Consider the following 24,361-nt stretch of genomic DNA (forward strand, 5'->3'; position numbering starts at 1 on the left):
CATCCCGGGCGAACCGCCCGTGCGCCGAGCGCTGGCCTGGGGATGGGTTCCCGTGCTGGCTACGGTGGCGGTGCAGATCCCCTACCCGCTGGTCGGCAGCACCGGGCGCTCCGCGCTGGCCGTCGCCTCGGTCCTGTTCTTCGTCATCGCGTCGACGGCGCATGCCCTGGCCACCCGCGGCCTGCTCTGGACCGCCGGCTTCGTCGTGGTGGCCGTCGGCGGGGGGCTCGCCGTGGAGACGCTCGGGGTCCACACCGGCGTCCCGTTCGGCCGCTACGTCTACGCCGGCTCGCTCGGGCCCCGACTGTTCGGCGTCGCCGCCGTGGTGCCGCTGGCGTGGGCGATGATGGCCTATCCCGCCTACGTGCTGGTGCGCCGCCACCGGCGTGCCCCGGTCCGCGCCGCCGTGCTGGGCGGCCTGGTGCTGGCCACCTGGGATCTGTTCCTCGACCCGCAGATGGTCACCGCCGGGCACTGGCGCTGGCTCGGCGGCGGCCCGGCGCTCAACGGGATCCCGCTGACGAACTTCCTCGGCTGGCTACTGGTCGGGACGGCCATGACCGCGGCCCTGCTCGCGCTGCCCGACCCGGCCCGCCGCGCCCGCCGCGACGAGCGCATCCCGCTGACCCTGCTGGCCTGGACCTACCTGTCGTCGGTGCTGGCGAACCTCGCCTTCTTCGGCGAACCGGACGTCGCGGTCGTCGGCGGCGTCGCGATGGGAGCGGTGCTGGCCGTGACCCTCCTGCCCTGGCGCGCCGACCGGTGACCGGACGATCCCGAGCTGTGGGGGTGGCGGCGGTGCGGTCGGCGGCGGTGGCGTCCGCGGGCATCGCCGTGCACACGGCGGTCAACGCCCGGCTGCTGCGGGTGGCGCCGCCGGCCCGGCCGGTGCCGGAACGGGTGTCCGTGATCCTGCCGGTCCGCGACGAGGCCGCCCGCCTCGACGGCTGCCTGGCGGCCCTGTTGGCCGCGCGGTGCGTGCCCGACCTGGAGATCGTCGTCTACGACGACGCCTCCACCGACGCCACCGGGCGGCTCCTCGCCGGCTGGGCACGGCGCGACGGCCGGCTCGTCGCGCTGCGCGGCGACGGACCGCCGCCCGGCTGGCTGGGCAAGCCGCACGCCTGCGCCCGGGCCGCCGCCGCCGCGACCGGAACCGTGCTGGTCTTCGTCGACGCCGACGTGACCCTCGCCGCCGACGGGCTGGCCCGCGCCGTCCTGCTGCTGCGCGACAGCGGGCTGGACCTGGTCTCACCGTATCCGCGCCAGGTCGCGGCGAGCCCGGCCGAGCGGCTGGTCCAGCCGCTGCTGGCGTGGTCGTGGCTGGCCCTGCTGCCGCTGCGGGCGGCCGAGCGGTCCCCGCGGCCCTCGCTGGCCGCGGCCGGCGGCCAGTTCCTGTGCGTGGACGCGGCGGCGTACCGCCGGGCCGGGGGGCACGCCGCGGTCCGCGACCAGATCCTCGAGGACATCGCCCTGCTGCGGGCGGTGAAGCGGTCCGGGGGGCGCGGGGTGGTCGTCGACGGCACCGCCCTGGCGACGAACCGGATGTACTCCGGCTGGGCGGAGCTGCGCGACGGCTACGCCAAGTCGCTGGCCGCCGCCGGCGGCCGCCCGCCGGCCAGCGCCGCGCAGGTCGGCCTGCTGTGGTGGCTGTTCGTCCTGCCGGCCGCCGCGGCGGCGCGCGGCTCCCGCGCGGGGCTGGCCGGTTACCTCGCCGGGGTCGCCGGCCGGGTGGTCGCCGCCCGCCGCACCGGCGGGCGGAGCTGGCCGGACGCCGCCGCCCACCCGGTTTCGGTCGGCCTGCTGGGATATCTGACCGCGCTGTCCTGGTGGCGGCGGCGGCGCGGCACCGCGACCTGGAAGGGCCGGCCGGTCACGGCGCCCCCGCCGCGGCGCGGCCCGCCAGCCGGCTCGTAGAGTCGACGCCGTGGCCCGGGTGGTGGTGATCGGCGCCGGGGTGGGCGGGCTGGCCGCCGCGGCCCGCCTCGCCGCGGCCGGGCATGACGTCACCGTCTGTGAGCAGTCGTCGCGAATCGGTGGAAAACTCGGCTGGTACGAACGGGACGGCTACGGCTTCGACACCGGGCCGTCCCTGCTGACCATGCCAGGCGTCTTCGAGGACCTGTTCGCCGCGACCGGCGGGCCGCTGCGCGCCGAGCTGGACCTTCGCCGCCTCGACCCCATCGCCTCCTACCGGTTCGCCGACGGCACCACCCTGGCCGCGCACGCGGACGACGACGCCTTCGCCGCCGAACTCGACGAGCGCCTCGGCGGCGGCGCCGGCGGCGACTGGCGGCGCCTGGCCGCCCGGGCGGCGCGGGTGTTCGACGCCGCCGAGGGACCGTTCCTGTCCAGCCCGGTACGCGCCGGGGGGCTCGCCCGGCTGGCCTGGGCCTCGCCCGGGGACGTCGCGGCGGTCGCCCCCGGCCGCAGCCTGCGCGGGCTCGGCCGCAGCTACCTGCGCGACCCACGCCTGCGGATGCTGCTCGACCGCTACGCGACCTACTCCGGTTCGGACCCCCGGCGCGCCCCGGCCGCCCTGGTGTCGGTGGTGCACGCCGAGCGCCGCTTCGGCGGGTGGTATGTGCCGGGCGGGCTGCGCCGGCTCGGCGAGGCGATCGCGCGGCGGGCCGAGGACCGCGGGGCCCGGATCCTGCTCGACACCCGGGTGCTGAGGGTGACCCGCACCCCCGGCGGCCGGGTCGACGGGGTGCGCCTCGCCGACGGCATCCTGCTGCCCGCCGACGTCGTCGTCGCGAACATCGACGCGGCAGCGCTCTACGGCCGGCTGGTGGACGACCGGGCCGGGCGGCGCCATGTCCGGCGGGCCACCCCGTCGATGTCCGGGTTCGTGCTGCTGCTGGCCCTGTCCGGGAGCACGCCGGCGCTGGGCCACCACACGGTCACCTTCCCGGCGGACTACGACGGCGAGTTCGACGCGGTGTTCGCCGGCCGCCTCGCCGACGACCCGGCGGTCTACATCGCCGCACCGGCGGACCCGGCCTGCGCGCCGCCGGACGGGGAGGCGTGGTTCGTCCTCGTCAACGCCGCCGCGCACGTCCCGCACACGGCCGACGCAGCACCCCGGACGCAGCGGAGGGGGGTGCGCGGGCTGGACTGGGACCAGCCGGGCCTGGCCGACGGGTACGCCCGGCGCATCCTGGACCTTCTCGCCGCCCGCGGGCTCGACGTGCGGTCTCGGCTGCGATGGTACGAGACGATCACCCCGGCGGACCTGGAGCGGCGCACCGGCGCGGTGGGTGGGTCGATCTACGGCGGGTCGTCGAACGGGGCCCGGGCGGCGTTCCTGCGCCCACCGAACGCCGCCCGGGTGCCGGGCCTGTTCCTCGTCGGCGGGTCCACCCACCCCGGCGGCGGCCTGCCGCTGGTCGTGTTGTCCGCCGGCATCGTCGCCGGGCTCGTCGGGCCGGCCTGACCGGTCCGACGAGCCTGGCGACCGCGGCCTACAGCCCGGCGCGGACCAGCGTCACCGCGGTGACCCCGGAGACGTACCGCCCCGCCCTCGGTGTCGTCGGGGGCGGTCAGCCGGGGCCCCTCGCCCGCCAGCGACACGCCGTCCTGGGTGACGGCGAGCAGCACCTCGGAGCCGGCGAAGCCGGGGTCGATCTCGCCCACGAGACGACCGACTCGTAGCCGTCGCTGGCGTGGACGACAGCGGCGTAGCGCAGCGCGTCGTTCTTCACGTCGCTACGGAACGTCGGCTGGGCCGCCTGCAGGACGTCGTAGAGCGTGGGGCCGGTGTAGGTGGGTCTGCGGCTCGCCAGGTCGGCAGCAGGCTGACGACGAGGATCGCGGCCAGGGCCAGAACCATCGCGCAGACGCGCGGACGGGACATTCTGCGGGCGAGGTACGACACCATTTCCCGAATCTTTTGCGGGTGCGGGAGTTCGCCGGTCACGCGGCCGCGGCCCACGGCCGATCGGCGACTGTGCGGATGGCCAGATCGTAGCAACGAATCCGCAGATCCGGGAGTATCCCCGAAGAGAAATCCGCGAATGCGGATCTTCTAGCCAGTTTCTCCACGCTCCCGCCTGAGGCGTTCCAGCCCTGGTCGGCCGCGCGCGGGACGACGGCCACCACCGGTAGAGACAAAGAAACAACCAGCGGTCAACCGCGACCATCAAAATCTTCCGAACCACGCTGATCGCTCGGCAATCAAAACTGTCCGTATACGGAACAAATCTCCCGCATACGGCCTGCTCCCGCGGGGCGGCGGGGGTCAGCGGGGGCAGCACGGCGTCTCGGGCGGTGGACACGATGACGCGAGGGCGGCAGGAGTGCGATGACCGTGGTGCGTTGATGGCGTGGGTCGGGTCCGGGCGGGGATCAACACGGACCGGAATCCGCCCGGACGCGTGGCGCGGTTCCGCGCTCGCCACGCCGATGCCCTCCGAGGTTCGGTGCGCCACCCACCGGCCGCCGCAACCTTCTGTTGCCAGTCGCGCTCACAGCGTCGTGCCGAGGCTTCGTTGCGGTTCAAGGCGGCAAAACCGTGCGTAGACCTCGGCACGATCTGGCCGCCATCCGGCCGGAAGCCGGGCTGGCGGGCAAGCGGGCGGCAACAGCCGGGGCCGCACCAGGGTCAGCTAGCGACTACCCAGAGCTAATGAACAATTCGGAATCATTCGGTTAGTCACGAGGCGGAGGCGCACCCGACAGCGCGGCACGCAGCGTCACCAGAAGCTGGCCGAGGCCGACCACGCAGACCGCGAGCGTCGCGCCCGCTGTCACGGTCCCGGCGAAGCCGGCCAGGTCGGGGACGATGCCGGCGCCCGCCAGCCCGAACGCGGCGACGATGAGCCGGGTCGGCCGCTCGCCGACCGTCACCACGCCGATCTCCCCGAAGCCGGCGTTGCCGGCCCGCGCCCGGGTGTACTCCAGCAGCCCGAGCGCGCACCCCGCGGCGACGAGCAGACCGCCCGGCGCGCCGACGTACCACAGGGCGACCAGGTACAGCAGGTCGCCGCAGCGGTCCGCGACCGAGTCCAGCACGTAGCCCCAGGCGCTCACCCGGTCGGTCAGCACCGCCACGGCTCCGTCGAGGCTGTCGGCCACGCCCCCGAGGACCATCACCACCACCGCCAGCAGCGGCCAGTGGCCCCCCGCCGCGGCGGCCGGCAGCGCGAGCGCGGTGACCGCCACACCCGCCATGGTCACCGCCGACGGCGGCACCCGGCGGGCGGCCAGCGGGCTCGCGACCCGGTGGACCAGCGTCAGCCAGGCGCGCACCAACCACAGTCCGCCCAGCGGGTCGTAGCCGCCGTGCAGGGCCGACCAGCGCGCAAGATAGGTGTCGCGATCGGGTACCGGGGTGCGCACACCGTCCATCGTGCCCGGGACGTCATCGTGCCCGGGACGTCATCGTGCCCGGGACGTCATCGTGCCCGGGACATAGAGTCGCGTCGTCTTGCATGCGGCCGCGCCGCGGCGGCGACCCGGACGGGGCTGGAGTGTTGTGACCGAGCAGGCAAGCGGTGTGGTGGAGAGCCTCGACGACCTCGACCCGCGGGTGGTCTTCGCCCCCCATCGCCACCAGGTGATCCTGGCGGTGCGGATCACCCCGGTCTTCAACACCCTCGACCTCGGCCTCGTGGCGGCGGTGATCGACACCGCCAACCAGGCCGGTTTCGCGCTGGCGCGCGAGCAGACCTTCCGCGACGAATGGCTGCTGTGCGTGTTCGACGCCTACGACGATCATGAGTAGGGCAGCCAGGACGCCGGGCGGCACCGGCGGGGACGAGACCCCCGCCGCCCGCCTACCGGACCGCCTCGAAGATCTCCCGCGTGGCGCTGGACCGGTTGAGGGTGATGAAGTGCAGGCCGGGCGCCCCACCGTCGAGCAAGCGGCGGGACAGCTCCGTCGCCACCTCGAGGCCGACCGCCCGCACCGCCGCCGGGTCGTCCGCGACGGCCTGCAGGCGGGCGGCCAGCGCGGGCGGGAAGGCGGCACCGGAAAGCTGCGCCATCCGGACGATCTGCGCCACGTTCGTCACCGGCATGATCCCGGGAATGATCGGCTTGTCGCAGCCCAGCGCGCGCACCCGGTCGACGAGGCGGAAGTAGTCGTCGGCACCGAAGAAGAACTGGGTGATGGCGTAGTCGGCGCCGGCGTCGAACTTGCCTACCAGGTACCGAGCGTCGGTGTCGAAGTCGGGCGAGCGGGGGTGCTTGTCCGGGAAGGCCGCCACCCCGACGCAGAAGTCCCCCACCGACTTCACCAGCCGCACGAGCTCGTCGGCGTGCTTCAGCCCCTGCGGGTGGGGCGTCCAGGTGCCCTGCGGGTCGCCGGGCGGGTCGCCGCGCAGCGCGATCACGTTGCGCACCCCCGCGCCCGCGTAGTTGCCGATCACCTGACGCAGCTCGGCGACGGAGTGGTTGACCGCGGTGAGGTGGGCGATCGGGGTGAGGGTGGTGTCGGTGGCGATCCGCTCGGTCACCCGGATCGTGCCCTCGCGGGTCGAGCCGCCCGCGCCGTAGGTCACCGAGACGAAGGAGGGGCGCAGCGCCTCGATCCGTCGCAGGGCGGTCCACAGGTGACGCTCGCCCTCGGGGGTGCGGGGCGGGAAGAACTCGAAGGAGAACGAGGGACGCCCGGAGGCGAGGAACTCACCCATCGTCGCCGGTTTCGCGCTCACACTCCGGACCGCCGTCATGCGACGAGAGTAGACCGGCGCGGACCATGCCCGGGGACGTACCCCCGAGCCGGAAACCCCCCTGACCTTCACGTAACAATAACGGACAACATTTCAGATGGGCAGCGGCCCCAACGGCGCGGTGAGGCCGATGCGCACCCGGCCGGCGACGGTGCGGGCCACCACCCGCCGCGCCGCGTCCGTCGTCGGCGTCAGCGCCACGTCGACCGCGCTCGGATCGCCCGTCTCAACCTCCACCGCGTACGCGCCGTCGGGGAGCATGACCGTGAGCAGACCCGACTCGGTCTGGGCGTGCACGGCGTCCGGCGGCTGGCTGAAATGCAGGTTGACGTCCCCGCCCAGGCTGCGGGCGGCGACCGGGCCGGCGCCGAGCTCGCGGCCGGCGATCGTGCCGTCGCGGGTGACCAGCGACAGCTCCCCGCGGACCCCCCACAGGGTGATCTCGCCGACGAGCACCTCGGCCCGCACCCGGGTGCCGGGCGGCACGGCCAGCCTGACCCGCACGTCGCTGCGCCGCCCGTCCACGCGCAGCACCGATCCGGCGGTGGTCACCGCGGGGGTCGAACGGCCGGGCCGGCGCCGCACCGTGAGGTCGACGCGCACGTCAGCGCGGTCGCGTTCGGCAACCTCGACCCGGCCCGCGGCCACCATGACCTCGACGGCGTCGATACCGTCGACGGTGTGAACCAGCTCGGCGGGTGGCATCCGCAACAGCGACAGACCGCCCACCGCGGCGGCCAGCAACACGATGGCGATCACCATGATGACGGTGTCGAACACGGGCACACCGCACGGTACCCCGGTCACCGATGACCGATGTCCGCCCGCGGGTATCCGCCGTGCTGCGCCGGTTCGCCGACGCCCGGGGGACGACGCTGCGCGACATCGACGCCGATCTCGCCCCGTTTGTTGGGGTCGCCGAGGATGTGCTGCTCAGCGGGGGCAAGCGGGTGCGGCCCGCGTTCTGCTACTGGGGCTGGCGGGGCGCCGGCGGGCCGGACTGCGACGAGATCGTGACGGCCGCCGCATCCCTGGAGGTGCTACACGCCTGTGCGCTGGTGCATGACGACGTGATGGACGGCTCGGATCTGCGTCGCGGCGAGCCGAGCGCGCACCGCCGCCTGGCCCGGGTGCACCGCCAGGCCCGGCTGGGCGGCGATCCGGACGCCTTCGGCCGCTCGGCGGCGATCCTGCTCGGCGACCTGTTTCTGACCTGGGCGGACGATCTGCTGATGGCCAGCGGGCTGACTCCCGGCGCGCTGGCGCGGGCCTGGCCGACGTACGCGCGGATGCGCGGCGAGCTCGTCGCCGGTCAGTACCTCGACCTCGCCAGCCAGACAGGAGCCGGGGCCAGCCAGACAGGAGCCGGGGCCAGCCGGGTGGGGGCCGGGGCCAGCCAGGTGGGGCCGGGGCCAGCCAGGTGGGGGCCGAGCGGCCGACCGCCGGGCCGCAGCGCGGCCTCGACCCGGCGCGGGTCGCGCGGATCGCCCGGTACAAGACCGCTGGCTACACGGTGGTCCGACCGTTGCAGCTCGGCGCCCTGCTCGCCGGGACCCGCCCGGGCCTGCTGGAGACCTACGCGGCGTTCGGCCATCCGCTCGGTGAGGCGTTCCAGCTGCGCGACGACATCCTCGGGGTGTTCGGCGATCCGGCGGTGACCGGCAAGCCCGCCGGGGAGGACCTGCGCGACGGGCGGGCCAACGGGCTGCTGGCGCTGGCCCTGCGCCACGCGCGGCCGACGGCGGCGGCCCGGCTGCGCGACCTCGTCGGTCCGCCGGCGCGGCCCGGCGCGGTCGAGGAGGCGCGCGAGCTGATCGCGGCCAGCGGCGCGCCGGCCGCGGCCGAGGAGCGGATCGCCGCACGCACCGCGCAGGCCCTGGCCGTCCTGGAACGCTCCGACCTCGACGGCACCACCCGCGGTGCGCTGGTGGAGCTCGCGACCGCGGCCACGGCACGGACACATTGACCGCGAACGAAAAGGGGGCGGGCGCCGGATGCGCACGGTGAAGGGCCCGACGGATCACGTCGTCATCGTCGGTGCGGGATTCGCGGGGCTGTCGGCCGCGCTGCGCCTGGCGGGGGCCGGGCGCCGGGTGACGGTGCTGGAGCGCGAGGCGGTGCCGGGCGGTCGGGCCGGGCTGCTCACCCTCGACGGCTACCGGTTCGACACCGGCCCGACCGTGCTCACGATGCCCGAGCTGATCGCCGACGCCCTGGACTGCGTCGGCGAGGACCTCGACCGCTGGCTGACGCTGACCCGGCTCGACCCGATGTACCGGGGCTTCTTCGCCGACGGCTCCTCGCTGGACGTCCGCGCCGACCCGGCCGACACCGCGGCGGAGATCCGGGCGCTGTGCGGCCCGGCGGAGGCCGCCGGCTTCGAGCGGTTCGTCGCACTCGTCACGGCGATGTTCCGCGCGCAGCTGCGGCACTTCATCGACGCCCAGGTGGACTCGCCGCTGTCGCTGCTGCGCCCGCAGCTCGCCCGGCTCGCGGCGCTGGGCGGCTTCCGCCGGCTCGATGCGGTCGTCGGCCGCCACCTGCGCGACCCGCGGACCCGGCGGATGTTCTCCTTCCAGGCGATGTACGCCGGGCTCGCCCCCCACGACGCGCTCGCCCTCTACGCCGTCATCTCGTACATGGACTCCGTCGCCGGGGTCTACCACCCGACTGGCGGCATGCACGCCGTCGCCGAGGCGATGGCCGCCGCGGCGGTCAAGCACGGGGTGACGGTGCGCTACGAGACGACGGTGAGCCGGGTGGAGGTGCGCGGCGACCGGGCGGTGGCAGTGCACACCACGGCCGGCGAGCGCATCGGCGCGGACGTGGTGGTCCTCAACCCGGACCTGCCGGTCGCCTACACCGAGCTGCTGCCACCGGCGGCGGCGCCGGCCCGGCTGCGCCGGCTGCGCTACTCGCCGTCATGCTTCCTGCTGCTGGCCGGTGCCCGGGTCGAGTACCCGCACACGGCGCACCACACCATCCATTTCGGCCAGGCCTGGCGGCGGACGTTCAAGGAGCTCATCGACCGCGGCGAGCTGATGAGCGACCCGTCGTTCCTCGTCACCACGCCGTCGCGCAGCGAACCGGCGATGGCGCCGGCCGGCGGACACTCCTACTACGTGCTGTTCCCGACGCCGAACCTCACCGCGCCGCTGGACTGGTCGGTGCTGCGCTCGCGCTACCGCGACGAGGTCGTCGCCACCTGCGAGCGCCACGGCTACTCCGGGTTCGGCGACGCCATCGAGGTGGAGCAGGTGACCACCCCGGCCGACTGGCGGGCCCGCGGGATGGCCGCGGGCGCGCCGTTCGCCGCCGCCCACACCTTTCGCCAGACCGGCCCGTTCCGCCCGGCGAACATGGCGCCCGGGCTGGCGAACGTGGTGTTCGCCGGCAGCGGCACCCGGCCCGGCGTCGGTGTGCCGATGGTGCTCATCTCGGGGCGGCTGGCGGCGGAGCGGATCCTCGGCGCCGAACGCGGTTACCGCTCGCGCGCGCTGCGCTCCGGCGCGCCGACCTGAGCCGAAAGTTCCTGAACAGGGGCTTAGAAGACGCTTGCAACCGAGCCGTGCCGAGTCCGTTGGCACCCCATTCCGCGCCGGGGCTGGGAGAATACCGGCATGGACGATGGGCAGAGCCCGGCCGGCCTCGCCGCCCCGGACACCACCTCGGACGCGGCGTTGCTCGAGCGCGCCCTGTTCGAGATCAAAAAAGTGATCGTCGGGCAGGACCGCATGGTCGAGCGCATGCTCGTCGCGCTGCTCGCCCGCGGGCACTGCCTGCTCGAGGGTGTGCCCGGGGTGGCCAAGACGCTGGCGGTGCAGACCCTGGCCACCGTGGTCGGCGGTTCGTTCGTCCGCATCCAGTTCACCAACGACCTCGTGCCCTCGGACATCGTGGGCGCCCGCATCTACCGGGCCAGCCAGGAGACGTTCGACGTCGAGCTCGGGCCGGTCTTCGCCAACTTCGTGCTGGCCGACGAGATCAACCGGGCGCCCGCGAAGGTGCAGTCGGCGCTGCTGGAGGTCATGTCGGAGAAGCAGGTCTCCCTCGGCGGGGCCACCCACCGGCTACCCCGGCCGTTCCTGGTGCTGGCCACCCAGAACCCGATCGAGTCCGAGGGCGTCTACCCGCTGCCCGAGGCCCAGCGCGACCGCTTCCTCATGAAGGTCAACGTGCCCTATCCGAGCCCCACCGAGGAGCTGGAGATCGTCCGGCGGATGGGCGTGTCGCCCCCGGTCCCCGAGCGCGTCCTCGACCCGCGGGTGCTGGAGCGGCTGCAGGAGCGGGCCGACAACGTGTTCGTCCACCACGCCATCACCGAGTTCGCCGTGCGGCTGGTGCTCGCCACCCGGGCGCCGGCCGAGGCCGGGCTGCCGGAGCTGGCGGGCCACCTCGCCTACGGCGCCTCACCGCGTGCCTCCCTCGGCCTGGTCGCCGCCGCACGGGCGCTCGGTCTGCTGCGCGGGCGCGACTACGTCGTGCCGGACGACGTGGTCGCCGTCGCCCTGGACGTGCTGCCGCACCGGCTGGTGCTGTCCTACGAGGCGCTGGCCGAGGGGCTGACCGCGGAGGCGATCGCCGCCCGCATCCTGGAGGTCGTCCAGCAGCCGCAGGTGGCGCCGCGCCAGCAGGCCCCTTACCCCACCGGGCCGAACACCGGCGGCTGGGGCACCAACCCGCGCTCGGGCTTCCCGGAGTACCTCGACCGGGGCCCGCTGTCATGACGCCGGACGCGGGCCGCCCGGACGCGGGCGCCGCCACGCCCGGGACCGACCCGGCGGTGGAGCGGACGCTGCGCCGCCTGGAGCTCACCGTGCTGCGCCGCCTCGACGGAATGCTGCTCGGCGACCACCTGGGGCTGCTGCCCGGCCACGGCAGCGAGAAGGCGGAGAGCCGCGAGTACTCCGTCGGCGACGACGTGCGCCGGATGGACTGGGCCGTCACCGCCCGCACCACCGTCCCCCACGTCCACGACCTCATCGCCGACCGGGAGCTGGAGACCTGGGCCCTGGTCGACCTCAGCGCCAGCAGCGAGTTCGGCACCGGCGCCTGGGAGAAGCGGGACCTCGCGGTCGCCGCCACCGCGGCGGTCGGCTTCCTCACCGCCCGCACCGGCAACCGGATGGGTGCGGTGGCGCTCACCCAGGCCGGGACGCGGCTGATCCCGGCCCGGCCGGGTCGCGACGGCCTGCGGGCGCTGCTGCGCAGCCTGCTCACGCTGCCCCGCGCCGCGCACGACCGGCCCCGGCGCCGGCCCGACCCGGCGGCCGCCACCGATCTCGCCACGGCCGTGCAGGGCCTGCTGCGCCCGCCGCGCCGGCGCGGCCTCGCCGTCGTCATCTCCGACTTCCAGTCCACCGATCTCGGCTGGGAACGCCCGCTGCGCGTGCTCGCCGCCCGCCACCAGGTGCTCGCCATCGAGATCGTCGACCCACTGGAGCTGGCCCTGCCCGCGGTCGGCCTGCTGCCCGTCGTCGACGCCGAGACCGGGGCGCTGCTCGAGGTGCCCACCTCGTCGCGGAAGTTCCGGCAGCGGTATGCCGCAGCCGCGGCCGCGCACCGCCGGGAGGTGTCGCTGGCCCTGCGCCGCGTCGGCGCCGACCATCTCGTCCTGCGCACCGACTCGGACTGGCTCGTCGACATCGTCCGCTTCGCCTCGGCAAACCGCCGCGGCCGCGGCGCCGGGCGGCGCGCGCCGGTCGGTCGCGCCGGCCCGGCGGCCGGCGCCGCGGCGGCCCGGTCCGCCCGGGCGGGTAGCCGGTGAGCTTCCTCGCCGGCCACTGGCTGTGGCTGTACCTGCTCGTCGGCGCGCTGCTCGTCGCCTACGTCGTCGTCTCCTCGCGGCGGCGGGTGTACGCCGCCCGTCTGTCCTCCACCTCGGTGCTGGCGTCGGTGCTGCCGCGGCGCCCGCAGTGGTGGCGCCGTCACGTCCCGGCCGCGCTGCTGCTGCTCACCCTCGCCGGCCTGGTGTTTTCGCTGGCCCGCCCGGCCCGCGCCGAGCGGGTCCCCCGGGAGCGCGCGACGATCATCCTGGCGATCGACGTGTCGAACTCGATGGCGGCCACCGACATCGCCCCGAACCGGCTGGAGGCGGCCAAGCAGGGCGCCGAGGCATTCGTCGACCAGCTCCCGCCGCGCATCAACCTGGGCCTGGTCTCCTTCGCCGGCAGCGCGACGGTGCTCGTGCCGGCGTCGACCGACCGCGAGTCGGTCCGCGCCGGCATCCGCGGCCTGCAGCTCGGCCCGGCGACGGCCATCGGCGAGGGGATCTTCGCCTCGCTGCAGGCCATCAACACCGCGGGCAAGCGGTTCTCCGACGCCGGGCAGAGCCCACCGCCGGCGGCCATCGTCCTGCTCTCCGACGGCGAGACCACCCGCGGCCGGCCGAACGCGCAGGCCACCGATGCCGCCCGGCAGGCTCACGTCCCCGTCGACACCATCGCCTACGGCACCAGCGACGGCACGCTCGACGTCGGCGGCCAGGAGGTGCCGGTGCCGGTCAACGAGCAGGCCCTCAACGAGATCGCCGACCAGACCGAGGGCTCCTACCACCGGGCCGCCACCGGGGACGAGCTGCGCTCGGTCTACAAGGGCCTGGGCAGCTCCATCGGCTACCGCACCGAGTACCGGGAGATCACCACCTGGTTCCTGGGCCTGTCCCTCGCGCTGGGCTTCGTCGCCGCAGCGAGCTCGCTCGCCTTCTCCTCCCGCCTTCCCTGAGCGCCCCACCGGCTAGGCCCGTCCTCCGCGTTGGAGGAGGGCGTGAAGGGAGCCGTCGAGGCTGAGGCGACCGCCGTCGGGGGCGTGGATGGCGGTGGGGTCGACGTGGCGGGTGGCGCGGCCGAGGCTGATGTCGTCGTCGTGCACGGCGGAGCCCGTCACAGCCGAGGGGGCACAGCATGCCGTCGTCGAACCGCCACGACACGCCCACGACACCCGCCGCCCCGCCCGCCGCACCTTCTGATCACCCCGGGCCTGCCGGGAGGAACGCACCAGCCGTTCCAGCTGCCCCGCCGTGCAGAACCGGGCATGCGACAACCACACCTGCTCGGTCTGGGCCTCCGCCACCCGGGTCACCGCCCGCACCTTCGCAAGGGAACGCGGGAACTACCATCATCATGATCACCGGGCCAGGGGTGTCGTCGATCAACGGACCCGGGCATCGTCCCACCCACCACCGACGGAAATTGCCCAAGATCCACCAGGGTGGACCGGGCCGGACCGACCCACCTGCACCCCGGGGCCCGGAACCTCGACGGAAGACCGAAACCGACAGACACGCCGACAAGCGATCATGATGTTCCGCGGAACCGCCCCCGACCCGACTCCCGATCTTGGATGCGGAACCTGCGACGGAACGCGCAGCCAACAGGCGACAGACGATCACGGTGTTCCCGCGGAACCGGCTCTGACCCGAACCGGCCCACGATGGCCTACCGCTAGGCTGACCGGCGTGGGGGAGCTCGACGCGGCCGGCATCACCGATCCCCGGTTGCGCGCGTCCTACGCGCGGGCCCGCGCGCTCAACGCCGCCCATGGGCGCACGTACTACCTGGCGACCCTGCTACTGCCGCGGTGGAAACGCGCGCACGTGCACGCCCTGTACGGCTTCGCCCGCCACGCCGACGACATCGTCGACGACCTCGACTCAGCGCTGACCGGCGACGAGCGGGCCGCCCGGCTGCGGGCCTGGGGCGGCCGGTTCCTCGCCGCGCTGCGCGACGGCGTGCCCGCCCACGCCGTCGACGCCCAGGTCGCAGGTAGGGACGGTGGCCAGGACGGGGCGGCGGGCGAGGTGTCGGTGCTGCCGGCGGTCGTCGACACGATCCGTCGCTTCGCGCTCGACCCCGGCCACTTCGCCGCGTTCCTGTCCTCGATGGCGATGGACCTCACCGTGACCGGGTACGCGACGTGGGAGGACCTGCTGGTCTACATGCACGGCTCGGCCGCGGTCATCGGCCTGCAGATGGTGCCGCTGCTCGAACCGGTCGACGACAGCGCGCTACCCTACGCCCGCGACCTGGGCCTCGCCTTCCAGCACGCCAACTTCATCCGCGACGTCGGGGAGGACCTGCGCCGCGGCCGGGTCTACCTGCCGCAGACGTCGCTGGCGCTGTTCGGCGTCACCCGGGCGCACCTGGCCGCCGGGGTCGTCGACGGGCCGATCCGCCGGCTGCTGGCGTTCGAGATCAGCCGGGCCCGGGAGCTGTTCCGCGCGGCGCAGCCCGGCATCCGGCTGCTGCACCCCACCTCGCGGGACTGCATGCGCACGGCGTTCGTGCTCTACCGGGAGATCCTCGACGAGGTGGAGCGGGCCGACTACCGGGTGCTGGAACGCCGGGTGGCCGTCGGGCTGCCGCGGCGGCTGGCGGTGGCCGGCCCGGCCCTGGTCCGGGCCGCGCGGGCGCAGCGCCGCTACCGCGGCGACGCTCAGATCAGCTCACGGCCACCCAGGTAGGGCCGCAGCACCTCGGGGACGCGCACCGCGCCGTCGGCGGTCTGGAAGTTCTCCAACAGCGCCGCCAGTAGCCGCGGGGTGGCCACCGCGGTGTTGTTCAGCGTGTGGGCGAAGCGGACGGTGCCGTCGGTGTCGCGGTAGCGCAGGTTCGCCCGGCGGGCCTGCCAGTCATGCAGCGTCGAGCAGCTGTGGGTCTCCCGGAAGCGACCCAGCGACGGGAACCAGGTGTTGATGTCGTTCATCCGGAACTTGCCGACGCCCATGTCCCCGGTGGCGCACTCGACGACCTCGTAGCACAGCCCGAGGTCGGACAGGATGCGCTCGGCGGTGGCGAGCAGCTCGGCGTGCCAGCTCGCCGACTCGGCCTCGTCGGCGGCGCAGAGCACGAACTGCTCGACCTTCTCGAACTGGTGGACCCGCAGCAGGCCGCGGACGTCCCGGCTGGCGCTGCCGATCTCCCGGCGGAAGCACGGCGAGATCCCGGCGTAGCGGATCGGCAGCCGGGCGGCGTCGAGGATCTCCCCCGCGTGCAGGCCCACGAGGGCCACCTCGGCTGTCCCGGCCAGGTACAGGTCGTCCTCGGGGATCGCGTAGATCTCCTCCCGGGCCTTCGGCAGCATCCCCGTGCCGATCAGCGGCTCCTCACGGACGAGCGCGGGCACCGCCACCGGCGTGAACTCCCGGCCGCGCAGCAGGTCCAGCGCATACGAGTGCACCGCCCGCTCCAGCATCACCATGTCGCCGACGAGGGCGTAGGCCCGCTCGCCGGCGACCTTGCGGGCGCGGGCAAACTCGGCCCAGCCGCGCTTCTCGGCGAGCTCGGTGTGGTCGAGCGGGGTGAAGTCGAACTCCGGGGGCGTGCCGACCGTGCGCAGCACCACGTTGGCCGACTCGTCCGGCCCCACCGGCGCACCCGACCAGGGGATGTTCGGCGTCAGCAGCATCAGCTCGGACAGCCGCGCGCTCGTGCGGGCGAGCTGCTCACGCAAATCCCTGAGCTGGCCGTCGAACGCCTCGTGCTCGACCCGCAGCTCGGCCCGGCGGGCCTCGTCGGCCTTGGCGAACTGCTTGGCAAAGCTCTTGCGCCGGGCCTGTGCCTCATCCACCTCGAACTGCAGCTTGCGGTTGTCCTGGTCGAGCTGGAGCAGTTCGTCGACATCCAGGTCAATGCCCTTGACCGCGACCGCGTCCTTCACGGCCTGCGGATTCTCCCGGATAAAACGCTTATCGAGCATGAATCGCGTCAGCCCCTGATCGGTACCGCAACCTCACTTTGCGGTAACGCTACCAGCCACCGCCGACGCCTCCCGGGGCGCGCCCGATCACGCCCGATCACCGCCCCCTCCGCCGCGAGCGGCCGGCGCACAGCGGGCACGCAGGCGGCTTCGGCATGCTCGCCGGAGGTGCGCTGCCGAACCGGACGCCGCCGAGCGGTTACGGTGCACAGACCACGTGTGTCCGCCGTGGCGGGACGGACGGGACGCACCAGCGGAGAACCGTCAGGTTCGGGATGTGAGGAGGCCGGCGACGGTGGCAAGTTCGAAGGAGCGGCGGCAGCGCGAGCTCGCCGAGGCCCGCGCGGCCCGGCAGGCGCAGCGGCGGCGGGTCGCCCACCGCCGCCGCCAGCAGCGGCTCGCGATCGTGGCCGGCTTCGTGACGATCGTCGTCGCGGCGTCGGCGATCGCCGCGATCCTGCTCACCGGCAAGGACGACGACTCCGACGTCACCGCCGCCAACGCGGCGAACACCGCGGCCCCCAGCGCCGCCGCGGCGGCCACCAGCAAGGTCGGCCAGTGCACGTACACCGGCAACGGGGAGAGCCCGGCACGCGGCGCCACCCTGCCGAAGTCGGCCGCCACCGTCGACACCTCCCCGGCCACCATGACCATCACCACCGACGCCGGGACGATGACGGCGAGCCTGGACGCGCAGAAGGCACCGTGCACCGTCCACGCCCTGCGAACGCTCGCCGACGCCAAGTACTACGACGACACGATCTGCCACCGCCAGACCGGCGGCGCCGAGGCGGGCATCTCCGTGCTGCAGTGCGGCGACCCGACGGGCACCGGCAGCGGCAGCCCCGGCTACGGGTACGCCAACGAGAACACCGAGGGCGTCACCTACGACCGCGGTGTGCTCGCGATGGCGCACAGCTCCGCGCCGAACAGCAACGGCAGTCAGTTCTTCATCAACTATGCCAACCCGACGCAGGAGGGTGCGGCGGCGCTGGCCGGCAGCTACACCGTCTTCGGAAAGATCACCACGGGGCTGGACGTCCTCGACAAGCTCACCCAGCCCGGCGTGGAGGGCGGCGGCTCCGACGGCGCCCCGGCCAGCAAGGCGAAGATCCAGTCAATCACCATCTCGCAGGGCGGCTGACGGGCCGCCGGCCGCCGCCTCCCCGTCAGCCGTCAGCCGTCAGCCAGCCCAGCGCCGGATCGTGTCGATGCGCGCCTGCAGCTGCGCGGCGCTGGCCTGCCCGCTCGGCGGGCCGCCGCAGGCCCGGCGCAGCTCGGCGTGGATCATCCCGTGCGGCTTGCCGGTGCGATGGAAATACGCCCCGACCAGCCGGTTGAGCTCCCGGCGCAGCTCGGCGATGATCTCGTGGACCGGGCGGGTGGTCGGCTGTGCGCCGTCGCGGGCGGCAGGCACCTCGGGCTGCTCGCCCGCCCGCGCGGCGGCGCTGCGCCGCGCGGCGGCCTGCGCAGCGGCCTGTTGGGCGGCCTCCCGCTGGCGCAACAGGGTCGCGACCTGGTCCGGCTCCAGCAGGCCCGGCAGGCCGAGGAAGTCCTCCTCCTCGGCCGAGCCGGGCGCCGCGGGCGTGCCGAACTCGCCGCCATCGAAGATCACTCGGTCGAGGTGGGCCGAGGAGCCCAGCGCCGTGAACAGCGTGTCCGGCTGGTCGGGGGTGTCCTTGCGTCGGTTGGCGTCGCGCAGCGCCTCATCGTCGAAGGCGTCCGGGTCGCGCGGCTGCTTCTCCAGCGCATGGTCGCGCTGGAGCTCCATCTCCCCGGCGAGCGCGAGCAGGGAGGGCACGCTCGGCAGGAACACCGAGGCGGTCTCGCCGCGGCCCCGGCCCCGGACGAACCGGCCGACGGCCTGGGCGAAGTACAACGGGGTCGAGGCCGAGGTCGCGTAGACCCCGACGGCGAGGCGGGGAACGTCCACGCCCTCGCTCACCATCCGCACGGCCACCATCCACCGGTCCGACGACTGCCGGAAGTCGGCGATCTTTCCCGACGCGGTCGGATCGTCGGACAGGATGAGCACCGGCGAGGTGCCGGTGATCCGGGCGAGCAGCCCCGCGTACGCCCTGGCGGCGGCATGATCGGTGGCGATGACCAGCCCGCCTGCGTCGGGCATGCCGCCCGCGCGGACCTGGGACAACCGGGTGTCCGCCGAGGCGAGCACGGCCGGCATCCAGTCCCCGCCCGGGTCCAGGGCGGTGCGCCAGGCGGCGGCGGTCTGCTCGCCGGTCAGCGGCTCGCCGAGTCGGGCCGACAGCTCCGCCCCGGCGCTGGTCCGCCAGGACATCTCGCCGGAGTAGGCGAGGAAGAGCACCGGGCGCACGACGCCGTCGCGCAGCGCCTCGGCGTAGCCGTAGGAGGAGTCGGCGATGCTGCGCAGCACGCCGTCGGGGCCCGGCAGATAGGTGACGAACGGGATCGGGTTGACGTCGGAGCGAAACGGCGTCCCGGTCAGGGCGAGGCGCCGCGCCGCGGGGGTGAACGCCTCCCTGGTCGCCTCACCCCAGGACAGCGCGTCGCCCGCATGGTGGATCTCGTCGAGGATGACCAGGGTGCGCCGGGCGGCGGTCCGCGCCCGGTGCAGCGCCGGATGGGCCGCGACCTGGGCGTAGGTCACCGCGACGCCGGTGTAGTCGGACGACGTCGCGCCGGCGGAGTTGCGGAAGTCCGGGTCGAGGTCCACCCCGACCTCGGCGGCGGCCGCCGCCCACTGCCGCTTGAGATGCTCGGTGGGTGCGACGACGGTGATCCGGCTGATCTCGCCGGTGCCCAGCAGGTCGCTGGCGACCTGCAGGGCGAAGGTGGTCTTGCCGGCGCCCGGCGTCGCCACCGCGAGGAAGTCCCGGGCTCCGGAGGCCGACCGGGACCGGTAGACGTCGAGCGCCGCCCGCTGCCACGCGCGCAGCGGCCGGGTCTGGGCACCGGATCCGGGCGGTCGAGGACGTCGGTCGAGGGGTCCGGCTCTCACGCCCTCACTGTAGAAGGCGGCGCCCGACAGCGGAACGCAGGTCGCCCGCGCGCCGGGAAGACCACATTTTTGCCCTAGCTGGTCTCCAAGGGACCACATCCACTATGACCGTCTTATCTCACAGAGGGTTAAGCTCCAGGAGTCAACCGATTGACTTCGGAGGCCCCGATGCAGCTCACGACCGGTCACTCGACAGCTTCACGGGCACCTGCAGCCTCCGGACCATCACCTGACGTATCGAAGTCCAACCGTGCCCCCGCGGCCCGTACGCCGAACGCCCGGCTGCGGCTGAGCCGGGAGGAGCGGGGCTGGTCGCAGGAACGGCTCGCCACCGAGATCCGGCGCTTCTCCGTCATCCACGAGGGCCGCGAGGCCGGGGTGACCGGAAACATGATCTGTAAGTGGGAGAAGGGCGACAAGAAACCAAGCCTGCGTTATCAGCGGCTGTTGCGGGCCCTATTCGGTCGGTCCTCGGTGGAACTGGGTTTCGTCGACGACGAGGCGCTTCCCTCCGCCGCCGGATCAATGCGGACCGGAATGGGTCGGGGTATCGTCCCGACCGCACCTGGCGGCCCGCAGCAGACGGGCCGCGAGGTGGTACCCGGCGGCACGCTGGTCCTGCAGGCGGACGCCGACGTGATCGACCCGAATGGCATTCCCGTGGAACGGCGGGACTTTCTGCGGCTCTTCGCCGCGGCGGGCGGCGTCGCGGTGGTGCCGATGGCCACGGCCTCGGACACCCCGCCCTGGGATCGGCTGTCGGCGGCGCTGCGCCGCCGGGCGACCGTCACCCCGGAGCTCGCCGAGGAGCTGGGGCAGCGCACTGCGGGGCTGTACGGGCTGGAGGAGCGCGTTCCCGCCCGGATCCTCATGCAGCGGGTCACCGAGCACCTGGGACGGCTCACCCAGCTGCTGGAGTCGACGAACCGCACGCCGGTGCGCCGCGACCTGACCTCCACCGCCGGCGAGACCGCCGCGTTGGCGGGCTGGCTGGCGTTCGACATGAACGACCTGCCCGCCACGGTGGCCTACTACCGGGTGGCCATCGAGGCCGCCCGTGAGGCCGACGACAATGCGCTGTGGGCGTGCGTGCTCGGTTACGAGAGCTACCAGACCGCCAGCCAGGGCCGCCACGACCAGGCGTGCGCGCTGCTCGGCGAGGCTCAACGGCGGGCGGCGACGGGCAGCACGGTGATGACCCGGGCGTGGCTGGCCGCCCGCGAGGCCGAGGAGCAGGCGGCACGCGGCGAGGGCCGGGCGGCGCTGGCCGCGCTCGACCGCGCCCAGGACGCCTTCGAGCGAGGCGAGAGCGACGGCGACCGGGTGTGGACCCAGTTCTTCGACCGGGGCCGGCTGGACGGGCTGAAGGTCACCACCTACACCCGGTTGCGCCGGCCGGCCGCGGCCTACGCGGCCGCCACCGAGGCCCTGCGGGCCACTGGCCCCGGCGCCACGAAGAAGCGGTCGTTGCTGATGAGCGACATCGCCGAGGTACACATCCAGCGCCGGGAGATCGAGGCGGCCTGCCATTTCGCCGCCGAGGCGCTGGCCATCGTGGCCCAGACGGACTTCTCCCTGGGTCTGGCCCGCATCCGGCGGACCCGCGAGCACCTGCGGCCCTGGCAGCACACCCAGGCCGTGCGGGACCTCGACGACCAGCTGCGGGCGCTGGTCTGAGCGCAGCTCCACCGTGCACGACCCTGGGGCCGGCATGACGTCCGGTCGCCGCCCCGGCCCCGCCAGAGTCGGGGCGGCGACCGGACGTCAGCTCCGCACGGCGGGCGCGGTCTCCGTGCTGATCCACTGCAGATAGTCGGCGTGGCCCGCGACTATCGGCGTGGCAATGATCTCGGGATTCTCGTACGGGTGCAGGACGACCAGTCGCTCGCGCAGCTCGTCGAATCGCTCGGTGGTCGTTTTCGCGAGACAGAGCCATTCCTCGGCCTGCTCGATCTCGCCCTTCCAGCGGTAGATGCTGCTCATCGGGCCGATCACCTGGAAACAGGCGACCAGGCGCGCCCCCACGAGCGCACGGCCGATACGCTCGGCGCCTTCCCGGGAGTCGATACTCACGATGACCTGAAGGTGACCCACGCGCACTCCCATCTGGAAACGAGGGATACGCGAGATACTCTACATCGATCAGTGGCCGTCGCCGTTGAATTTACGGCGCCCGGAAGGGTAGCCGGTATTCCCCCGGCGACAATCCACCCTTATCGGCCCGGATGGGGCAAGTTTAGGCACCTTCCGTTTACCACCGGTGGATGCGGAGGGCACTTTCCGGGGTGGAATCGCCACGCTGCGCGCCGGTGCCGGTGATGGTTCTCGACGACCGGCCTCATTCGGCCCAGGATCCGATCTACCCGACTAGTCCGGCACGCCCGGACGCAGCGGTCGGCGACCCATCCGGGCAGGCCCGGGCGGGCGGCCCGGTGGCGCCCGTTCGGGGTCGCCCGACCGGGCGGCGGGCGCCACCGAAGCGCGGCACGGGCGAGCGGGTTCGGGGCGACCAGGGCTGGATCGCTCGGAACGGATCGCTCGGAACGGATCGCTCGGAACGGATCGCTCGGAACGGATCGGTCGGAACGGGTCGGTCGGGATGTCCCGACGAGCTTCCTTGCCCTTCCAGAGCCCTCCGCGCCCGAAACATCCCTCTGGATAAGCAGACCGGTAGACCGACCGACCGGATGGCGGGGCTGCCGCCGGGTAGGGACGGGGGCGCGCGGGTCAGGTGGCGGCGCGGGCGGGCGGGTCGGCGGCCGTCGGTGAGACCTGGATCTGGCACACGCGGTAGCAGTCGTACACCCCGCCGACACGGCGGACCGCCGAGAGCACCCTGTCGAGCTGCTCGGGTCCGGTGACCTCGATGGTGAAGCGGGCGTGGGCGACGCGGTCCTCGGAGGTGGCCGTCGAGGCGGCTCGGACGGACACCGAGGTCTCGGACAGGACCTCGGTGATGTCGGCGAGCAGCCCGTAGCGGTCGAACGCCTCGACGGCGATCTCGGCTGGGAAGATCTTGACATCCGGGGCGGACCAGGCAGCCACCATGACCCGTTCCCGGTCGGCGCGTACCTCGGTGGCGTTCCCGCACTCGCGGCGGTGCAGCGACACCGCGCTGCCGTGGGTCGTGAAGCCGATGACGGCGTCGCCCGGCAGCGGCAGGCAACATCGGGCCAGCCGGACGGGCATGCTCGCGCCCGACCCATCGTCCGCGACGGCGGCGAGGCTGGGTACGCCGCGCCGGGCAAGGTGCCGCGCCGACACCACGGAGGTCCCGCCACGACCGCCGCCGGCGTCCCCGGCCGGCCCACCGTGGGCGCCGGCAGCCGTCCCGGCCAGCTGCCCGGACTGCTCCGACCCCTCGGACATGCCCGGGCCGGCTGCGGCGTCGCGGCGCTGGCGGGCGAGCCTGCGGCGGATGCGCACGCGAGCCCGCGACGTCTTCACGAACCGCAGCCAGTCCTCCGACGGCCCGGCGCCGGGCAGGTTGGAGGTGAGGATCTCGACGACGTCACCGTTGCGCAGCCGGGTGTGCAACGGCACGAGCCGGCCGTTGACCCGGGCGCCGATCGCCCGGTGGCCGACGTCGGTGTGCACGGCGTAGGCGACGTCGACGGGCGACGACCGCGGCGGCAGGGCGATCATCCGACCCTTGGGGGTGAAGGCGAGCACCTCGTCGGAGTCCAGGTCGGAGGACAGCGACTCCAGGAACTCGTCGGAGTCGATCGTGTCCTCCTGCCAGTCCAACAGGCTGTGCAGCCAGGACAGGCCCTCCAGCCGGGCGCCGTCCGCACCGGGGCCGACCGGGCGGGCGACGATGCCCGTCTCCGCCAGCCGGTGCATCGCGGGGGTCCGGATCTGGATGTCGATGCTGCGCCCGGTGTCGTCGACGACGGTGGTGTGCAGCGACTGGTACATGTTGAACTTCGGCGTCGCCACGAAGTCCCGCAGCCGGCCCGGCACCGGGCGCCACAGCGCGTGGATGACCCCGAGGGCGGCGTAGCAGTCGGTGACCTCGTCGACGAGGACGAGGACACGGACGATGTCGGTGTAGTCCTGCGGGGCGCGGGCCCTTTCCTGCGCCCGCTTGTAGATCGAGAACAGGTGGCTGGCGCGGACGGAGACCTCGCTGTCGATGCGGGCGTCCACGAGCCCCGCCCGCAGCCGCGCGACCAGGCCCGCTACCAAGCCGGACGCACGCTCGGTGGCGGCGAACTCGTCCACGGTCGCGGCGATGCGCGCGTGCTCGCCGGGATGGAGCACGGCGAACGCCCGGTCCTCCAGCTCACGTTTGATCACGCTGACACCCAGCCGGTGGGCCAGCGGCGCCAGGATCTCCAGCGTGACCCGGGAGATCTTCACCTGCTTGGGCGGGGACATGAAGTCGAGCGTGCGCATGTTGTGCAGCCGATCAGCGATCTTGATGACGAGCACCCGGTAGTCCCGGGCGAGCGCCACGATCAGCTTGCGCAGCGTCTCGGCCTCAGCCGCCTCACCGAAGCGCATCTTGTCCAGCTTGGTGACGCCGTCGACGAGGTTGGCGACCTCGCCGCCGAACTCCTCGACGACCGAGTCGAGGGTGTAGCCGGTGTCCTCGACGGTGTCGTGGAGCAGGGCCGCGATGAGCGTGGTCGTGTCGACGCCGAGCTCGGCGAGGGCCTCGGTGACGGCGAGCGGGTGGCTGATGTACGGGTCGCCGCTGCGGCGCATCTGGCCGGCGTGCAGCCGCTCGGCGACCCCGTACGCGTGCACGAGCGCGCCGATGTCGGCACGCGGGTGGTAGTCGCGGTGGGCCTCGACGATGTCCCGCAGCTCGGGGGGCACCTGCGACATGCGCGGTGTGGCCATCCGACGGGCCAGGTGCGCCAGCCGCACGCTCGCCTGCCGCGCCGCCGACAGGGCCCGGGAGGCATCGTCCCCGGAATCGGCCCGGGACAGCGCCGGGGTCAGTCCGCCGCCCGCCGGCAGACCCGCACCTACGGTCTCAGCATCCACGGCGCCCCCCTTTGTC

At 73.9% G+C, this 24,361-nt stretch carries 21 protein-coding genes and 1 pseudogene; 14 read left to right on the forward strand and 8 right to left on the reverse strand.

Annotated elements, in window-relative coordinates:
- The first annotated feature begins 52 nt into the window (after nt 1-52).
- The 4 genes from cruF to FRAQA3DRAFT_RS35045 are packed head-to-tail and all read left to right on the forward strand — an operon-like array spanning nt 53 to nt 3,654.
- Nucleotides 53-766: a bisanhydrobacterioruberin hydratase CruF gene (gene cruF, locus FRAQA3DRAFT_RS13505; protein ID WP_035922898.1), complete on the forward strand. Its 714-nt coding sequence runs from the start codon at nt 53-55 to the stop codon at nt 764-766.
- A 23-nt stretch (nt 767-789) separates the two neighbouring features.
- Nucleotides 790-1,917 carry a glycosyltransferase family 2 protein gene (locus tag FRAQA3DRAFT_RS13510; protein ID WP_009739594.1) on the forward strand — a complete coding sequence of 376 codons (1,128 nt, stop codon included), beginning with the start codon at nt 790-792 and terminating at the stop codon, nt 1,915-1,917.
- A 10-nt stretch (nt 1,918-1,927) separates the two neighbouring features.
- Nucleotides 1,928-3,436, forward strand: coding sequence for an NAD(P)/FAD-dependent oxidoreductase (locus FRAQA3DRAFT_RS13515; RefSeq protein WP_009739595.1), 1,509 nt, complete (start codon nt 1,928-1,930; stop codon nt 3,434-3,436).
- Between the two features lie 59 nt (nt 3,437-3,495).
- Nucleotides 3,496-3,654, forward strand: coding sequence for a hypothetical protein (locus tag FRAQA3DRAFT_RS35045; protein WP_157467353.1), 159 nt, complete (start codon nt 3,496-3,498; stop codon nt 3,652-3,654).
- 996 nt (nt 3,655-4,650) lie between these two features.
- On the opposite strand, the gene FRAQA3DRAFT_RS13520 is transcribed toward FRAQA3DRAFT_RS35045, so the two are convergent.
- The gene (locus FRAQA3DRAFT_RS13520; RefSeq protein ID WP_009739597.1) at nt 4,651-5,349 is read right to left on the reverse strand and encodes a CDP-alcohol phosphatidyltransferase family protein; all 699 of its coding nucleotides are present in this window, start codon (nt 5,347-5,349) and stop codon (nt 4,651-4,653) included.
- Between the two features lie 127 nt (nt 5,350-5,476).
- Here FRAQA3DRAFT_RS13520 and FRAQA3DRAFT_RS13525 point away from each other — a divergent pair, with 127 nt between their 5' ends.
- Nucleotides 5,477-5,725 (forward strand): hypothetical protein, encoded by a 249-nt coding sequence (locus FRAQA3DRAFT_RS13525; protein WP_009739598.1) that lies wholly within the window; start codon nt 5,477-5,479, stop codon nt 5,723-5,725.
- 52 nt (nt 5,726-5,777) lie between these two features.
- On the opposite strand, the gene metF is transcribed toward FRAQA3DRAFT_RS13525, so the two are convergent.
- Nucleotides 5,778-6,674 carry a methylenetetrahydrofolate reductase [NAD(P)H] gene (gene metF / locus FRAQA3DRAFT_RS13530; protein ID WP_009739599.1) on the reverse strand — a complete coding sequence of 299 codons (897 nt, stop codon included), beginning with the start codon at nt 6,672-6,674 and terminating at the stop codon, nt 5,778-5,780.
- Nucleotides 6,675-6,767: 93 nt separating this feature from the next.
- Nucleotides 6,768-7,481, reverse strand: coding sequence for a hypothetical protein (locus tag FRAQA3DRAFT_RS13535; protein WP_009739600.1), 714 nt, complete (start codon nt 7,479-7,481; stop codon nt 6,768-6,770).
- Nucleotides 7,482-7,483: 2 nt separating this feature from the next.
- Between FRAQA3DRAFT_RS13535 and FRAQA3DRAFT_RS38105 the strand changes: the two are divergent.
- From FRAQA3DRAFT_RS38105 to FRAQA3DRAFT_RS13565, 6 genes and pseudogenes are all read left to right on the forward strand, one after another.
- Nucleotides 7,484-7,951, forward strand: a pseudogene (locus FRAQA3DRAFT_RS38105) (polyprenyl synthetase family protein); the annotation flags it as partial.
- Between the two features lie 236 nt (nt 7,952-8,187).
- The gene (locus FRAQA3DRAFT_RS38110) at nt 8,188-8,640 is read left to right on the forward strand and encodes a polyprenyl synthetase family protein (RefSeq protein ID WP_255347022.1); all 453 of its coding nucleotides are present in this window, start codon (nt 8,188-8,190) and stop codon (nt 8,638-8,640) included.
- A gap of 28 nt (nt 8,641-8,668) precedes the next feature.
- Nucleotides 8,669-10,195, forward strand: coding sequence for a phytoene desaturase family protein (crtI, locus tag FRAQA3DRAFT_RS13550; protein ID WP_009739601.1), 1,527 nt, complete (start codon nt 8,669-8,671; stop codon nt 10,193-10,195).
- A gap of 99 nt (nt 10,196-10,294) precedes the next feature.
- Nucleotides 10,295-11,401: a MoxR family ATPase gene (locus FRAQA3DRAFT_RS13555; RefSeq protein ID WP_009739602.1), complete on the forward strand. Its 1,107-nt coding sequence runs from the start codon at nt 10,295-10,297 to the stop codon at nt 11,399-11,401.
- The gene (locus FRAQA3DRAFT_RS13560) at nt 11,398-12,441 is read left to right on the forward strand and encodes a DUF58 domain-containing protein (RefSeq protein ID WP_009739603.1); all 1,044 of its coding nucleotides are present in this window, start codon (nt 11,398-11,400) and stop codon (nt 12,439-12,441) included. The genes FRAQA3DRAFT_RS13555 and FRAQA3DRAFT_RS13560 overlap by 4 nt, the downstream gene beginning before the upstream one ends.
- Nucleotides 12,438-13,397 carry a VWA domain-containing protein gene (locus tag FRAQA3DRAFT_RS13565; RefSeq protein WP_009739604.1) on the forward strand — a complete coding sequence of 320 codons (960 nt, stop codon included), beginning with the start codon at nt 12,438-12,440 and terminating at the stop codon, nt 13,395-13,397. Before FRAQA3DRAFT_RS13560 ends, FRAQA3DRAFT_RS13565 begins: the two co-directional genes overlap by 4 nt.
- Before the next feature lie 12 nt (nt 13,398-13,409).
- On the opposite strand, the gene FRAQA3DRAFT_RS13570 is transcribed toward FRAQA3DRAFT_RS13565, so the two are convergent.
- Complete coding sequence (locus FRAQA3DRAFT_RS13570; protein WP_157467357.1) at nt 13,410-13,754, reverse strand: hypothetical protein; 345 nt, start codon at nt 13,752-13,754, stop codon at nt 13,410-13,412.
- 376 nt (nt 13,755-14,130) lie between these two features.
- Between FRAQA3DRAFT_RS13570 and FRAQA3DRAFT_RS13575 the strand changes: the two genes are divergently transcribed.
- The gene (locus FRAQA3DRAFT_RS13575) at nt 14,131-15,135 is read left to right on the forward strand and encodes a phytoene/squalene synthase family protein (protein WP_009739605.1); all 1,005 of its coding nucleotides are present in this window, start codon (nt 14,131-14,133) and stop codon (nt 15,133-15,135) included.
- On the opposite strand, the gene serS is transcribed toward FRAQA3DRAFT_RS13575, so the two are convergent.
- Nucleotides 15,108-16,370, reverse strand: a complete 1,263-nt coding sequence (serS, locus tag FRAQA3DRAFT_RS13580) for a serine--tRNA ligase (RefSeq protein WP_009739606.1) — start codon at nt 16,368-16,370, stop codon at nt 15,108-15,110. The genes FRAQA3DRAFT_RS13575 and serS overlap by 28 nt on opposite strands.
- Before the next feature lie 295 nt (nt 16,371-16,665).
- Between serS and FRAQA3DRAFT_RS13585 the strand changes: the two genes are divergently transcribed.
- Complete coding sequence (locus tag FRAQA3DRAFT_RS13585) at nt 16,666-17,514, forward strand: peptidylprolyl isomerase (RefSeq protein ID WP_009739607.1); 849 nt, start codon at nt 16,666-16,668, stop codon at nt 17,512-17,514.
- 39 nt (nt 17,515-17,553) lie between these two features.
- Here the strand turns inward: FRAQA3DRAFT_RS13585 and FRAQA3DRAFT_RS13590 are convergent, their stop codons facing one another.
- On the reverse strand, nt 17,554-19,350 hold the full coding sequence (locus FRAQA3DRAFT_RS13590; RefSeq protein WP_035920958.1) for a DEAD/DEAH box helicase: 1,797 nt from the start codon (nt 19,348-19,350) through the stop codon (nt 17,554-17,556).
- A gap of 168 nt (nt 19,351-19,518) precedes the next feature.
- On the opposite strand from FRAQA3DRAFT_RS13590, the gene FRAQA3DRAFT_RS13595 reads away from it, so the two are divergent.
- Entirely contained in the window at nt 19,519-21,027 is a 1,509-nt protein-coding gene (locus tag FRAQA3DRAFT_RS13595) for a helix-turn-helix transcriptional regulator (RefSeq protein WP_009739609.1), read from the forward strand.
- 87 nt (nt 21,028-21,114) lie between these two features.
- On the opposite strand, the gene cutA is transcribed toward FRAQA3DRAFT_RS13595, so the two are convergent.
- Nucleotides 21,115-21,444 (reverse strand): divalent-cation tolerance protein CutA, encoded by a 330-nt coding sequence (gene cutA / locus FRAQA3DRAFT_RS13600; RefSeq protein ID WP_009739610.1) that lies wholly within the window; start codon nt 21,442-21,444, stop codon nt 21,115-21,117.
- A 633-nt stretch (nt 21,445-22,077) separates the two neighbouring features.
- The gene (locus tag FRAQA3DRAFT_RS13605) at nt 22,078-24,345 is read right to left on the reverse strand and encodes a bifunctional (p)ppGpp synthetase/guanosine-3',5'-bis(diphosphate) 3'-pyrophosphohydrolase (RefSeq protein WP_009739611.1); all 2,268 of its coding nucleotides are present in this window, start codon (nt 24,343-24,345) and stop codon (nt 22,078-22,080) included.
- Nucleotides 24,346-24,361: the final 16 nt, after the last annotated feature.

This window comes from Frankia sp. QA3, from assembly GCF_000262465.1.
Classification (GTDB): domain Bacteria; phylum Actinomycetota; class Actinomycetes; order Frankiales; family Frankiaceae; genus Frankia.